This is a genomic window from Brevibacillus sp. LEMMJ03 (assembly GCF_007197875.1).
GTDB lineage: Bacteria > Bacillota > Bacilli > Brevibacillales > Brevibacillaceae > Brevibacillus > Brevibacillus thermoruber.
The window spans coordinates 285,543-299,104 of record NZ_VKJN01000003.1; the positions used below are offsets into that span (position 1 = coordinate 285,543).

General features: G+C 60.6%; 13 protein-coding genes. 8 read left to right on the plus strand and 5 right to left on the minus strand.

Annotated elements, in window-relative coordinates:
- Nucleotides 1–12 precede the first annotated feature (12 nt).
- A complete protein-coding gene (locus FOI68_RS06040; protein ID WP_143862615.1) occupies nt 13–408 on the plus strand; it encodes a hypothetical protein in 396 nt (131 codons plus the stop codon).
- 187 nt (nt 409–595) lie between these two features.
- Nucleotides 596–1,153, plus strand: a complete 558-nt coding sequence (lepB, locus tag FOI68_RS06045) for a signal peptidase I (protein ID WP_029098666.1) — start codon at nt 596–598, stop codon at nt 1,151–1,153.
- A gap of 234 nt (nt 1,154–1,387) precedes the next feature.
- Here lepB and FOI68_RS06050 read toward each other — a convergent pair whose 3' ends face one another.
- On the minus strand, nt 1,388–2,341 hold the full coding sequence (locus FOI68_RS06050; protein WP_044897375.1) for a DMT family transporter: 954 nt from the start codon (nt 2,339–2,341) through the stop codon (nt 1,388–1,390).
- A gap of 144 nt (nt 2,342–2,485) precedes the next feature.
- Here FOI68_RS06050 and FOI68_RS06055 point away from each other — a divergent pair, with 144 nt between their 5' ends.
- The 5 genes from FOI68_RS06055 (at nt 2,486) to FOI68_RS06075 (ending at nt 7,228) form a co-directional block, all read left to right on the plus strand.
- The gene (locus FOI68_RS06055) at nt 2,486–3,391 is read left to right on the plus strand and encodes a LysR family transcriptional regulator (protein WP_051188140.1); all 906 of its coding nucleotides are present in this window, start codon (nt 2,486–2,488) and stop codon (nt 3,389–3,391) included.
- Between the two features lie 74 nt (nt 3,392–3,465).
- Nucleotides 3,466–4,446 (plus strand): quinone oxidoreductase family protein, encoded by a 981-nt coding sequence (locus FOI68_RS06060; RefSeq protein ID WP_143862616.1) that lies wholly within the window; start codon nt 3,466–3,468, stop codon nt 4,444–4,446.
- Between the two features lie 177 nt (nt 4,447–4,623).
- Entirely contained in the window at nt 4,624–5,268 is a 645-nt protein-coding gene (locus FOI68_RS06065) for a pyridoxamine 5'-phosphate oxidase family protein (protein ID WP_143862617.1), read from the plus strand.
- Between the two features lie 135 nt (nt 5,269–5,403).
- A complete protein-coding gene (locus FOI68_RS06070; protein ID WP_035299824.1) occupies nt 5,404–6,231 on the plus strand; it encodes an aldo/keto reductase in 828 nt (275 codons plus the stop codon).
- Between the two features lie 253 nt (nt 6,232–6,484).
- Entirely contained in the window at nt 6,485–7,228 is a 744-nt protein-coding gene (locus tag FOI68_RS06075) for an IclR family transcriptional regulator (protein ID WP_029098672.1), read from the plus strand.
- A 121-nt stretch (nt 7,229–7,349) separates the two neighbouring features.
- Here the strand turns inward: FOI68_RS06075 and FOI68_RS06080 are convergent, their stop codons facing one another.
- The 4 genes from FOI68_RS06080 to FOI68_RS06095 all read right to left on the minus strand — a co-directional run bounded on the left by FOI68_RS06080 (nt 7,350) and on the right by FOI68_RS06095 (nt 12,767).
- Nucleotides 7,350–7,670 carry a DUF3892 domain-containing protein gene (locus FOI68_RS06080; protein ID WP_029098673.1) on the minus strand — a complete coding sequence of 107 codons (321 nt, stop codon included), beginning with the start codon at nt 7,668–7,670 and terminating at the stop codon, nt 7,350–7,352.
- A 179-nt stretch (nt 7,671–7,849) separates the two neighbouring features.
- Nucleotides 7,850–10,579, minus strand: a complete 2,730-nt coding sequence (gene acnA / locus FOI68_RS06085; protein WP_143862618.1) for an aconitate hydratase AcnA — start codon at nt 10,577–10,579, stop codon at nt 7,850–7,852.
- Between the two features lie 450 nt (nt 10,580–11,029).
- Nucleotides 11,030–12,055, minus strand: coding sequence for a ThiF family adenylyltransferase (locus FOI68_RS06090; RefSeq protein WP_143862619.1), 1,026 nt, complete (start codon nt 12,053–12,055; stop codon nt 11,030–11,032).
- Between the two features lie 4 nt (nt 12,056–12,059).
- On the minus strand, nt 12,060–12,767 hold the full coding sequence (locus FOI68_RS06095; protein ID WP_143862620.1) for a molybdenum cofactor biosynthesis protein: 708 nt from the start codon (nt 12,765–12,767) through the stop codon (nt 12,060–12,062).
- Nucleotides 12,768–13,076: 309 nt separating this feature from the next.
- Here FOI68_RS06095 and moaC point away from each other — a divergent pair, with 309 nt between their 5' ends.
- Nucleotides 13,077–13,559: a cyclic pyranopterin monophosphate synthase MoaC gene (moaC, locus tag FOI68_RS06100; RefSeq protein ID WP_029098677.1), complete on the plus strand. Its 483-nt coding sequence runs from the start codon at nt 13,077–13,079 to the stop codon at nt 13,557–13,559.
- The last annotated feature ends 3 nt before the right edge of the window (nt 13,560–13,562 follow it).

Genomic DNA, 13,562 nt, shown 5'->3' on the forward strand with positions numbered 1-13,562 from the left:
GGAGGTACGCACATGGACCCGCTGAAAAAGAAGTACCAACCGATTGACGAACAGATTGTCCTGTTCAATGACGAGCATTACCTGAGCGTGCAAAGGCTTGATGTGTCAGGCCTGGACGCGGAAGCGAGAGCGTCGCTGTTCAACCACCTGTTCGCGTTTGACAGCGGCGACATCGAACTGGAGATCGACATCTCCGAGGAGCATCAGGGGATCTGGTACCTGCAGCTGCTCGTGCCGCACGTGCTGACGCTGCCGGATGCGGCCCGCAAACGCCTGGAGAGAGGAGCGGAACAGCTTGCCGCCCATCTGACGCGGCAGCCGCATCGTCCGGCGTCCAGCCGGGTGGCCGGAGACGACATGCTTCGGTATGTACGGCGCTACAATCCCAATCTGGACGTGACGGCCTGACGGTTGTCCAGGAGAAAAGAAGGAACGGAAACCCAATCACCCCTTGCCCACGAGTGGACGAATCCACGGGGATTGCGCCGCTGCCTGCAAGGGGTGTCTGTTTGGAACGGAGGGGCCTCGTTTAATTTGCAGCCGCATTTGTGCTATCATACGTGGTAGACAAACCTGTACGAAAGGCGGGCTGCCTGTGAAGCTCAAAGAGATCTGGGATTGGATTCGTTCCCTGGCCTTCGCGGCAACGCTGGCGCTGGTTCTGGGCATCTTCGTCTTCCAGCCGTTCAAGGTGGAAGGCCACTCCATGGACCCGACACTGCACGATCAGCAGAGAATCTACGTTTCCAAACTCCCCCACACCTTTTCGTACCTGCCCGATTACGGCGACATCGTCGTGATCGACAGCCGCGTGAACCGAAAGCGGACATTCCGGGATGACCTCTTGGGCCATCCGTTGATTCACCTGATGCTGGGCAACCAGAAGGAAGATTTCATGTACGTCAAGCGGGTGATCGGCAAACCGGGCGACGTCCTGGAATTTAAGGATCACCTGGTATACCGCAACGGCAAGCCGCTGGACGAACCGTACATCAAGGAGACGGCCCAGTACGACGGCCTGGGGAAAGTCGTTGTGCCCGACAACCACATCTTCGTGATGGGGGACAACCGCAACAACAGCCGGGACAGTCGGGACATCGGCTTTATTCCGCTCGACCACGTGATCGGCACCAAATTGGAGTGGCCGTTCTAAAGGTGGTTTGACAAGCTGGCCGCCGCAGACTGGTGAATGAAGAAGCGGACAACGAAAACGGAAGCGGGCCCGACAAGGGACTCGCTTCCGTTTCGTGTTTCTGCCGGCCGTACACGCACTGGTGAGGTAAAATCCGCCCTCTGGGGATCAAGACTGGCTGGTCTTGGTCCTTTTTTGCCCGGAAGCATATCCCGACCTTTTTGCGGAGCGGTGCCGAATTCGGCGCCCCGCTCGCTACGACGCTGCGCGGGCGGCCGCGGCGGACAGCTTGAGCTGTCTGCGCTGATACAGGTTGTTGGCGACCAGCGCCGCGATGATCAGGAGCGTTCCGCCGGCGTCAAACAGGGTGAGGCGATACCCCTGCATGACGGAGATGACAAAGGTCGTGACGGGCACGAAGTTGATAAACAGGATGCCGTTGATCGGCGTCAACTGCTTCACGCCCGCATTCCAACTGACCAGCGCCAGCACGCCGGCGACCAGGATCATGAAGCCGAGCTCGGGGCCGGCCGACCAGATCGACGGCAGCGAAGGGACGGACAAAATGCCGAAAGCGGCCAGCACCAGGACGACCGCAAGCGAGGTGGCGGTGCCCAGCACGCAGCTCAGCGTGGAGTAGCGCAGCACGGACCATTCGGCAAAGACGTCGCCGCCGATCGTGTAGATGACCCAGCCCAGGACGCCGACGAAGATCACGAGAACCGGAAACAGCCGGTCGGCTCCCAGGAGAAACGCGTGGAAATCCCCCTTGGTGATCACCAGGAAGCAGCCGACGAGGGCCACCGCGATGCAGCCGACGGTAAACGGCGCCGGCCGCTTCCGACTCCAGATCCACAGCACCAGCACCGAAATCATCGGCATCAGCGCTTCCATCACCGAGGCGAGAATCACGCCCGACGTGCCCAAGCGGTTTTGGCCCCAAAAGACCAACAGGTTATAGACCGTAAACGCCATCGTGCCGAAGAACCAGAGCGGTGCGCCGCGGCCGTCGAAACGGAGCGCCCGCCCGCCTTCCTTCAGCCACAAGAGGACCAGCAGGATGACGGAGACGGCGGAGTAGCGGATGACGGAAAAGAAAAACGGATCGAGATGCGCAAACGCGCTTTCGGCCACGGGGAACATCGCCCCCCACGCCACGCTGGCGATCAGGCACAAAAAAGCCCCTTTCAGGATGTGGTTGGTGTTCATGTCGCTGTACCTGCCTGCCTTTCCCTTACCTTGACCAATTTTCACGATCACCATCATATTCCGGAAATTTCATCATGTAAAATGATTGAAAATGATCGTGTGCATCACTATGATTGATACCGGAACGGAAGGGAGAGGAACGAAGTGGAACTGAGCGACCTGCGCATTTTTCAAACCGTTGCCGAGCACGGCAGCGTCAGCCGGGCGGCCCGGGAGCTCAATTACGTGCAGTCCAACGTGACGGCGCGCATTCAACATTTGGAGCGGGAGCTGGGAACGTCCTTGTTTTACCGGCACGCGAGAGGGGTGACGCTGAATCCCGACGGCAGAAAGCTGCTGGCCTACGCGCAGAAGATTTTGGCGATGATGGACGAGATGGAAAAGGCGTTTCAGGACGAGGAGAATCCGTCCGGCCCGCTGTTGATCGGCTCCGTCGAGACGGTCTCCTGCCTGCCTGCGATCCTGTCCGTCTACTGCAGGCGTTATCCGCGCGTCGATCTGTCTCTGGTGACCGGGGTGACGGAACACCTGGTGAACGAAGTGCTGGCCTATGAGCTGGACGGGGCGTTTGTCAGCGGACCGATCGAGCATCCGGAGATTGTCCAGGAGCTCTTGACGGAAGAAGAGCTTGTCCTGATCGCGAGCGGCGACGGCGCCCCCCATTCGCTGGACGAATGCAAAACCAGGCCGCTGCTCGTGTTTCGCTCCGGCTGCGGCTATCGGGCACGATTGGTGCAGTGGCTTGCGGCGGAAGGGATCACACCGGCCAGGATCATGGAGTTTGGCACGCTGGAGACGATTTTGGCCGTGGTCGCCTCCGGATTGGGGGTCTCGCTCGTGCCCAGGGCAGCCGTCGCTCACCTGGAAGCGGCGGGGCGCATCCGCTGCCATTCCATTCCGCGCGAATTCGGCCGCGTCTCCACGGTGTTCATCCGCCGGCGCGACGCGATCTCGTCCAGTTCGATGCGGAAGCTGCTTGAGACCATTCGCGGGTTTCGCGACGAAGGGGGCACGGGTACGTCCCAGCCGGAAGCAGCGGCTCGCAGCTGACTGGACGAAACGAGGAGGAAATGAGGAAGCCCTAAAGAAATAATAGGAAAACGGCCGTTGGGGGGAATGAAGGGATGAAAGCGATCGTCGTCACGCAGTTTGGCGGACCGGAAACGATGATCTACACGGACGTGGAAATGCCGGAGATCCATTCCCGACAAGTATTAATTCGTGTCGAAAAAACCAGCGTGAATTTTGCTGATATTAAATCGAGGTACGGGAAAAAGGGGACAGGCACGCTCCCGTTCATTCCCGGCCTGGATGCGGTCGGAATTGTCGAGCGGGTGGGGGCCGACGTGAAGCACGTCAAGGTGGGCCAGCGCGTGATTGCGTTTCCGCAGCACGGGTCGTACGCGGAGTATGCGGTCGCGGACGAACAGCTCACCTTTGCACTCCCCGACGAGGTGGATGTGGATACGGCAGCGGCCTGTCCGGTCGTTTCCTTTACGTCCTACAAACTGCTCGCCGATGTGGCCAGACTGGAACCGGGCGAAACGGTCCTGATCCATGCCGCGGCAGGCGGCATCGGCACGACGGCGATCCAGTTGGCCAAGATTCTGGGTGCCGGCCTCGTCATCGGGACGGTCGGCAGCGAGGCAAAAGCGGCGGCCGCTCTGGAAGCCGGTGCGGATCACGTCATCTGCTACGAGCGGGAAGACTTTGCGGAAAAGGTAAACCAGCTCACAAACGGGGAAGGGGCCAATGTCATCCTGGATTCGATTTCCGGGTGGGTCTCGGAAAAAAGCATGACCTGCCTCGCTCCGTACGGCAGGCTGGTTCACTTCGGCAATGCAGGCGGGGCCGTCGGGACGTTTGCGACAAAAGACTTGCATGCAAGCTGCCGCTCCGTGCTCGGATTCAGCTTCGGCACGACCCGGAAAATGCGTCCCCATCTCTTGCGCGGCACGGCGGAGCAGGTGTTTCGCCTGCTGGCCGACGGGCGTCTGCGCATCAAGATCGGGAGGCGGTTTCCGCTGGAAGAAGCGGCCAAAGCCCACGAGTGGGTGGAGAGCAGACAAAGCACAGGGAAAGTATTGCTGGAAGTCAGGGGATAGCGCATGACAGCCTGTCCCAGACCGGCAGACTCCGGTGCCCGCTTCGCGTGATGAGCAGCGTGATGTGCGGGGGATTTCGCGTCCCATGTCCATGTTTGATTGACGCAATCGTTGGACAATTCTGCGCGATGATCGGCAGCAGCATGGAAAAACACTGGCAGGAAAAGGTGTGATCGTATGGAAAAGGAGGCGATGTTTCGGGACGTGGTGACCGCCGAGGCGGAGCTGCGCGAACTGTTGGGCGAGCCGAAGGAACTGGTAAAGCAAAAGGCCATTGACCGCCTGGACCGGCACTGCCGTGCGTTCATTGCCAAATCGCCGTTTCTGGTTCTGGCCACGGTGGACGCTGCCGGCAACTGCGACGCTTCGCCGCGCGGGGATGGGCCGGGCTTTGTGCACGTGCTGGATGACTTTCACTTGATCATTCCCGAACGACCCGGCAACCGACGGATGGACTCGATGCGCAACATCCTGACCAATCCCCGGGTGGGGGTGATCTTTCTCATCCCCGGTCTGGAAGAAACGCTGCGCGTCAACGGCCGGGCCTGCGTCATCCGGGACGCCGACATCCTGAGCCGGATGGCGGTAAACGGCAAGGCGCCGGTCGTCGGCATCGGGGTGCGGGTGGAGGAGTGCTTCGTCCACTGTGCCAAGGCGTTCAAGCGCTCCCGCCTGTGGCAGCCGGAAGCGTGGCTGGACAGGGAGAATCTGCCGGCCATGGCCCAGGTGCTGGCGGACCACGCCAACATGAACGCGCCCGGCTTTACCGCCAGGCAGGTGGAGGAAGCGCTGCAGGAGAGCTATACGAAGCGGTTGTACTGATGAAAGAGAAGTCATCCGGTGGGCGCCTTTCTCCAGGTAAGGCAGGTTCCATCCAGTTTTTAACCTTTTTTTGGAATTGTGGTTGTGATACACTATATACGGTCATACATATTGGAAAAGACGGGAGGAGATCCAATGGCAACGCATATCGGAGACAGCACTGTATTGAACAACGGAGTCAGCATGCCGTGGCTGGGTCTGGGCGTCTACAAGGTAAACGAGGGAGAAGAAGTGCAGCGCGCGGTTCGTACCGCCATCGAAGTGGGCTACCGCAGCGTTGACACGGCGGCCGTCTACGGCAACGAGACCGGAGTCGGCGACGCGATCAAGGACAGCGGCATCGCCCGCGATCAGTTGTTCATCACGACCAAGGTGTGGAACGCCGACCAGGGCTACGAGACGACGCTGAAGGCGTTTAACGAGAGCATGAAAAAGCTGCGCCTGGATTACCTCGATCTCTACCTGGTCCACTGGCCGGTCAAGGAGAAGTACCTGGAGACGTGGAAGGCGCTGGAGAAGCTGTACCGCGAAGGGTACGTGCGGGCGATCGGCGTAAGCAACTTCCAGGTGCACCATCTGGAGGAGCTGCGCAAGGTGAGCGAGATCGTGCCGACCGTAAACCAGGTGGAATGCCATCCGCTTCTGACCCAGCGGGAACTGCACGGATACTGCAAGGAAAACGGCATCCAACTGGAAGCGTGGAGCCCGTTGATGAAAGGCAATCTGGACCTGCCGCTGCTGGCGGAACTGAGCGATAAGTACGGCAAGTCGCCCGCGCAGATCGTCCTGCGCTGGCATTTGCAAAACGGCGTGGTCGTCATCCCGAAATCGGTCACGCCGGAGCGCATCCGTCAAAACGCGGACGTGTTCGACTTCACGCTGAGCGGCGAGGACATGGAGCGCATCAGCGCGCTGAATCAAAACAAGCGGTTCGGTCCCGACCCGGACAATTTCGATTTCTAAGAAGCGCCATCGCGGCCCCGTCCCGGTGGGCACACGCAGGCAGCCGCCTTGAAAGCGGCTGCCTTTTTGCTGCTGGACGCGGCACGGCAAGTCCGCCTGTAGGGACGATGCGGTTGTACATCGTTTGGGCCGCCCGGGAACGGCGCTTTTCCGCTTTACGTGCGTCCGCCTTTTTTCTATACTGAAGAGTAGAACCATATTTCATCTAGTGAAACGATCGGTGACATTCCAAAACGAAAGCGGGTGAGAACACATGGAAGAGCCAAAAACAAACGTGCGGGCGGTGGAGCGGGCGCTGGACATCCTGCTCTGTTTCACGGACTCGACCGATCTGGGCCTAAGCGAGATCGCGAGCCGCCTCTCCCTGCATAAAAGCACGGTGCACCGGCTGCTGGCGACCCTGGAAAACAAAGGCTTCCTGATCCGCGACGCACAGACGGAGAAATACCGGCTCGGCTTTCGGATCTGGGAGCTTTCCGCCAATTTGACCCATTCCGATGACCCTGCTACTGTCCTGCTGCCGGAGATGGAGCGTTTGCGCGACCTGGTGGGCGAGACTGTCAGCCTGTACGTGCGCGACGGCAACGAGCGGATCCGCATCCAGGCGGTGCAGAGCAACCAGCCGATTCGCCGGGTGGCGCCCATTGGGGCCCGCATGCCGCTTTTCGTGGGCGCGTCCAGCAAGGTGCTGGTGGCGTACGCCGAGCCGGAGGTGCTGGAGGCCGTGCTGAACGATCCCAACTGGCCGGAATCGATCGATCGGGAGGCGTACCTGGAGCAGTTGGAGCAGATTCGGGCGCAGGGTTTTGCCACCAGCGTGGAGGAACGGGAATTGGGGGCCGCCGCCGTAGCCGCCCCGATTTTTAACCGCAACGGCAAATTGGTGGCCGCCATCGCCGCGTCCGGGCCGTCCAACCGGCTGACGCCGGAAAAAATGCGCGAATTTGCCCGTCCGATCATGGAGGCTGCGTACCGGATGGGCAAAATGATGAAATAGCACACGACGAAAGCGACCATGTCCAAAACGAACGCTGCGCGCTGTCGGGAACGTCCGGCAGCTTTTTTGTTGCCGATATTGGAAAGAAACAGGCGTCTGACCGCAATCAGACGCCTGTTTTTCAAAACTCCGGCAGGTTGTCCAAATTGTTTTCCTTGATTCCGTCCGGTTCGCTGCGCAGGATGTCGCGGCCGTACTTGTGAAACACGTCGACATGTGCCAGGCGGCCCGCTTTCGCTTCCTGCAGGGCGGTCACGTAATCCAGCTCCCGCCCGGACTCGGTTTGAAACGCGATCAGATTGCCGTCTTCGTTTTTGCGCACGGCGACGATCCGTTCCTGCACCGGAGCCGGCGCTGCGTCCGGCCCGTTTTCCTGCCTGGCCTGCCGCTCGCCGTCCGCTTTGTACGCCGCGTACCGCCGTTCAAAGTCCTGCCCGTTCATGACAGCATGCCCCCCTTGTTTTGCCGCTTTCGCAGACGTTTTCCCTCTCTCATAAGGATGCCTTGCCAGCCGGGCGAACATGCATGCGTTTTTTACAAGGACGGGCGCTCCCACCACACGCAAAACAGGCAAGCGTTCGCTTGCCTGTTTCATGCGGGTGCTGTAAGGAATGTTGGTTGTTAAGCCGTTACCGGGTTGCCTTCGTCCAGCAGTTGACGCAGGACGGTTTGCAGGATGCCGCCGTTGCGGTAGTAGTCGACATCCACCATCGAGTCGAGACGGACGATGACGTCGAATTCGAACTGGCTGCCGTCCTGACGGGTTGCCTTCACTTTCAGACGTTGGCCAGGCTGTACGTTGTCGTTCAAGCCGACGATGTCAAACGTTTCCGTACCGTCGATGTTGAGCGATTTCCAGCTTTGGCCGTCGGCGAACTGCAGCGGGAGCACGCCCATGCCCACCAGGTTGGAGCGGTGGATGCGCTCGAAGCTTTCCGCGATTACCGCTTTGATGCCGAGCAGGAACGTACCTTTTGCCGCCCAGTCGCGGGAGGAACCGGTACCGTACTCCTTACCGGCCAGTACCACCAGCGGCGTGCCGTCTGCTTGGTACTTCATGGACGCATCGTAGATGGACATGATTTCGCCGGTCGGCAGGTACTTGGTTACGCCGCCTTCGGTGCCCGGAGCGATTTGGTTGCGGATGCGGATGTTGGCAAACGTACCGCGCATCATCACGTCGTGGCTGCCGCGGCGAGCGCCGTAGGAGTTGAAGTCCTTGCGTTCCACGCCTTTGGACTGCAGGAACAGGCCTGCCGGGCTGGTCGGCGAGATGTTGCCCGCCGGCGAGATGTGGTCGGTGGTGACGGAATCGCCCAGAAGAGCCAGTGCGCGTGCGCCTTTGATCTCTTCGATGTGACCGACGTCGCCGGTAAGGTCTTTGAAGAACGGCGGCTCCTGGATGTAGGTGGAGTTTTCATCCCACTCGTAGAGGTCGCCTTTGGGTGCGTCGATTTCGTTCCATGCCTTGTTTTGCGTAAACACGTTCGCGTATTGGGCGCGGAACAGTTCCGGATTCATCGCCTTGTTCATCGCTTCCGCCAGCTCTTGCGGCGTCGGCCAGATGTCTTTCAGGTAAACCGGCTGGCCGTCTTTGCCGATGCCGATCGGGTCTTTCGTCAGGTCGATGTCCACGGTGCCGGCCAGGGCGTACGCGATGACCAGCGGCGGGGAAGCGAGGTAGTTCGCTTTTACCTGCGCGTGGATGCGGCCTTCGAAGTTGCGGTTACCGGACAGAACGGCTGCCACGGTCAGGTCGTTTTCGGCGATCGCCTTGCTGGTTTCTTCCGGCAGCGGACCGGAGTTACCGATGCAGGTGGTGCAGCCGTAACCGACCACGTTGAAGCCGAGCGCGTTGAGCGAATCGATCAGGCCGGCGTCGATCAGGTACTGGGTCACGACGCGGGAACCCGGAGCCAGCGAGCTCTTCACGAACGGCGGTTTTTTCAGTCCTTTTTCCACAGCTTTTTTCGCCAGGATGCCGGCGCCCAGCATTACGCTCGGGTTGGATGTATTGGTACAGGACGTGATGGCTGCGATGACGACGGAACCGGTTTTCAGGGTTGCCGTCTCGCCGTTCGGGTAGGTGACGGTTGCTTCCGCCTTGATCTTTTCTTCGGAGAGGCCGAAGCCGCCTTTTTCGATCGGCGTGCGCAGGCTGTTGTTGAAGGATTCCTTCATGTTGGTCAGTTCGACGCGGTCTTGCGGACGCTTCGGACCGGCCAGGCTGGGCACGACGGTGGACAGATCCAGTTCCAGCGTTTCGGTGAAGACCGGATCCGGCGTGTCGTCGGTGCGGAACAGACCTTGCGCTTTGGTGTACGCTTCCACCAGGGCGATTTGCTCTTCGCTGCGGCCGGTTTGACGCAGGTAGTTGAGCGTTTCGGCGTCGACAGGGAAGAAGCCCATGGTTGCGCCGTATTCAGGCGCCATGTTGGCGACGGTCGCGCGGTCTGCCAGCGAGATGTTGGACAGGCCCGGGCCGTAGAACTCAACGAATTTGCCGACCACGCCTTTTTTGCGCAGCATTTGCGTAACGGTCAGCGCCAGGTCGGTTGCGGTTGCCCCTTCTTTCAGGGTGCCGGTCAGCTTGAAGCCGACAACTTCCGGGGTGACGAAGTAGAGCGGTTGGCCAAGCATGCCGGCTTCCGCCTCAATGCCGCCGACGCCCCAGCCCAGCACGCCCAGACCGTTGATCATCGTGGTGTGGGAGTCGGTGCCGACGAGGGAGTCCGGGAAGGCCACCAGTTCGCCGTTTACTTCGCGGGTTGCCACGACAGTTGCCAGGTACTCCAGGTTTACCTGGTGCACGATACCGGTTGCCGGCGGAACGGCGCGGAAGTTGTCAAACGCGGTTTGCGCCCAGCGCAGGAAGCGGTAGCGCTCCTGGTTGCGTTCGAATTCCAGCTTCATGTTGTTTTCCAGCGCCTTGTCGTTGCCGAAATCGTCAACCATGACGGAGTGGTCGATGACCAGGTCAACCGGTACGAGCGGATTGATCCGCTTCGGATCGCCGCCGGCGCGCTTCATCGCGATGCGCATGGCAGCCAGGTCGACGACGGCCGGCACACCCGTAAAGTCTTGCAGAACAATACGGGCCGGCATGAGCGGCACTTCCTTGTTTTCGTCGCGGCCTTTTGTCCAGTTGGCCAGTTGTTGCACGTGTTCTTTGGTGATGGCGCGGCCGTCAAACTGACGCACAGCCGCTTCCAGCAGCACTTTAATGGAGAACGGCAGCTTGGAAACTTCGCCGATTCCTTGTTCTTCCAAGCCTTGCAGGCGGTAGTACGCGTACGTTTTGCCGCCCACTTGCAGGGAAGACTTCACGTTGTAAGCATCGTGTTTAGCCAAAGTTCACAACCTCCCTTATCCTCTTGGAGTTTCATCTGATGAAACGCAGTTTCGTTTCTTCGATACGCCCCTATTATACTCGATTTGCTGCTCGGCTTCTACCCCAAAATTCATGATGGCTTCACAAAATCAGTCAAAAAATCATTTTGCAGCGTTCCGCGTACTTGCGAAGAAATGTCCAGACTTACTATAACCCCAACAGGCAAATGTATGCGACATGAACTCCCTTTCCTGGAAATCTCCACCTCCGCCAGCCTGAAAAAAAGGCCGCCGTCCGTTTGACAGCGGCAAGGGGGGCGTTGCCAGTCGCTTCCTTACTACTATATATGGCTGCGGGCAGCCGTTCGCCGCGCCTTCTGCCAGCCATCCACGAAAGCAGCGGTCCCTGCCCGCGCGGTCACAAGGCGGCGGTGGCCGGTCGGAGCGAACGGACGGCCGGTTTTCGCCGGTTTACGCACCGATGTACCGCGCATGCAGCGTGCGGGCCAGACTGATGTCGTCCGTTCCCTGCACCAGCACGCGGCCGTCGGGGAAGACGACCAGCGTGTGCGGGTCGACGTGAAAGCGGAGGAGAAACTTGTTTCGCTCGACCTGCCCCAACGGTGCCAGCCGTTCCGCCAGTTGGTCCAGGTCGAGCTGCGCGCCGGCCGCCGGCGAAATCTGCACCGTGTCGCGGCCGCACAGGGAGACGGCCTGCCCCTCCTGGGTGTCCGGCATCAGATAGGAAAACTGGCGCTGTCCGCAGGTCGGGCAGTCGGCCCGCCGGCCGTTTTGCACGCGGATCTGCTGGTGGCGGTTGTTCCAGATGTCGAAGTGCTCCAGATGGGGGTTGAGCGCTTCCTGGTCGCCCACGAGCAGTTTCAACGCTTCCGTCGCCTGGTAGGAGGCGACGATGTGAATGATCGGGCCGATTACGCCGGCCGTGTCGCAGGTCGGCATCTCCCCCGGATTGGGCGATTCCGGAAAGAGGCAGCGCAGGCAGGGGGTAATCCCCGGCCGGATCGCCGCAAACGTGCCGGTCGCGCTGACCGCCCCGCCGTACACCCAGGGAATGCCGTGCTTGACGCAGACGTCGTTGATCAGATAGCGAACCTGAAAGTTGTCCGTGGCGTCCAGGACGAGCTGGACGTCGGCGAGCAGCTTTTCCGCATTGTGAGCCGTCAGGTCGGCCACCACCGGCTCGACTGTCACTTCCGAATTGATCCGCGCCAGCTTGGCGTGGGCGGCGATCGCCTTGGGCAGGTGCTGGCGGGCGTCGTCTTCGTCGTACAGCATCTGCCGCTGCAGGTTGCTCGGCTCCACAAAGTCGCGGTCGATCAGGCGGACAAAACCGACGCCGGCCCGGACCATGTGGTTGGCCAGCACCGTTCCCAGCGCGCCCATGCCGACGATGGCCACGCGGCTTTGGAGAAGCTGTTCCTGGCCGGTCCGGCCAATGGGGGGGAACAGGATCTGCCGGGAGTATCGCGTCTTCACGTCTCTATCTCCTTTCCGCTTCGTCGGGAAGCGCCAGCGGGTTCCACGGTCCCTGCTGGTGCCCTTTCCACTCGCTGCCGTCTTCCCAGACTTCCTTTTTCCAGATGGGAACGATCTGCTTCAGCCGTTCGATCGCGTACCGTCCCGCTTCAAACGCTTCGTTCCGGTGCGGCGTGGCGACGGCGGCGACGACGGCAATCTCCTCGATTTGCAGGTCGCCGATGCGGTGATGCATGGCAAGCTCCGCCCCCGGCCAGCGCTCGGCCACCTCCGCGGCAATTTGCTTCATCTTTTCCACGGCCATCGGGGCGTACGCCTCGTAGGTGAGGGAGACGGTCCGCTGTCCGTGGGTAAATTCGCGAACGGTTCCGACAAAGGCGAGCACGGCCCCGGCCCGCGGATTGGAGACGAGCCGAACCAGCTTGTCCGCGCTGAGCGGCTCAGTCGTCACGGCAAAACGCGGCTCTTCGCCGCCGCTCACCGGGGGGAGGATCGCCACTTCGTCGCCCGGCGCCAGCGCCTTGTCCGGTACGGCGTATTCCTGGTTGACGGAGACAAAACAGCCGCCCAACAGCGGCGCCAGCGCAGGATACTGCTCCCCGACCGCTTGCAGCAGGTCGCGCACGAGAGCCCCTTCGGCCACGCTCACTCGAATCTCCCGTTCACCGGCCCTCTCGGCGAGGCCGGCAAACAACAGCACGCGTATTTGCATCGATGCACTCCTCATTTCCCGGTTTTGAACAACCTGACGCCGGGTATCTTGTATAGCGTAGCGGCGGCAGGTTGAAACGCTTTCTACCGGAAACGATAACACACCGAAGCGGAAACTGTCTAATGAACGGTGCCGCTTCGCGCAGTTTCCTCATTGATTTTGTGCCGCGCCAACGGTAAGGTTAGAGATAATGAGAGAAACGACGGGCTAAGGCATGTCCAACTGGCGGAGACGGTATGGACCGGCCGGTTTGGACGGTGATACGCCATTCCCCGCCATTGAGGGGATCGAATATGGGAGGAACGCAGCATGAACGATAAATTGACCCACTTTAACGAGCAAAATCGCGCCCGCATGGTGGACGTCTCCGACAAGGAGGAGACCAGGCGGGAAGCGGTGGCGAAGAGCAGGATTACGATGAAGCCGGAGACGCTGGAGCGCATCCGGGAAGGGCGCGTGTCCAAGGGAGACGTGCTCGCGGTGGCCCAGGTGGCCGGCGTGATGGCCGCGAAAAAGACGTGGGAGCTGATCCCGATGTGCCATCCGCTGCCGCTGACCGGCATCGACATCCGCTTTGCCTTTGTCGGCCCCGACACGCTGGAGGTGGAGGCGACGGTCAAAACGACCGGCAAGACGGGCGTGGAGATGGAAGCGCTGACCGCCGTCAGTGCCGCCGCCCTCACTGTCTACGACATGTGCAAGGCGATGGACAAGGGGATGGTCATCGGCCCCACCTGCCTGATGAGCAAAACGGGCGGAAAAAGCGGAGATTTTCATCGGATTGAGGAGTAATCA

Bases quoted from the DNA above. Each gene is read 5' to 3' on its own strand.
- FOI68_RS06040 (WP_143862615.1), top strand. From the start codon at position 13: ATGGACCCGCTGAAAAAGAAGTACCAACCGATTGACGAACAGATTGTC.
- FOI68_RS06050 (WP_044897375.1), bottom strand. From the start codon at position 2,341: ATGAACACCAACCACATCCTGAAAGGGGCTTTTTTGTGCCTGATCGCC.
- FOI68_RS06060 (WP_143862616.1), top strand. From the start codon at position 3,466: ATGAAAGCGATCGTCGTCACGCAGTTTGGCGGACCGGAAACGATGATC.
- FOI68_RS06065 (WP_143862617.1), top strand. From the start codon at position 4,624: ATGGAAAAGGAGGCGATGTTTCGGGACGTGGTGACCGCCGAGGCGGAG.
- FOI68_RS06070 (WP_035299824.1), top strand. From the start codon at position 5,404: ATGGCAACGCATATCGGAGACAGCACTGTATTGAACAACGGAGTCAGC.
- FOI68_RS06075 (WP_029098672.1), top strand. From the start codon at position 6,485: ATGGAAGAGCCAAAAACAAACGTGCGGGCGGTGGAGCGGGCGCTGGAC.
- FOI68_RS06080 (WP_029098673.1), bottom strand. From the start codon at position 7,670: ATGAACGGGCAGGACTTTGAACGGCGGTACGCGGCGTACAAAGCGGAC.
- FOI68_RS06095 (WP_143862620.1), bottom strand. From the start codon at position 12,767: ATGCAAATACGCGTGCTGTTGTTTGCCGGCCTCGCCGAGAGGGCCGGT.
- moaC (WP_029098677.1), top strand. From the start codon at position 13,077: ATGAACGATAAATTGACCCACTTTAACGAGCAAAATCGCGCCCGCATG.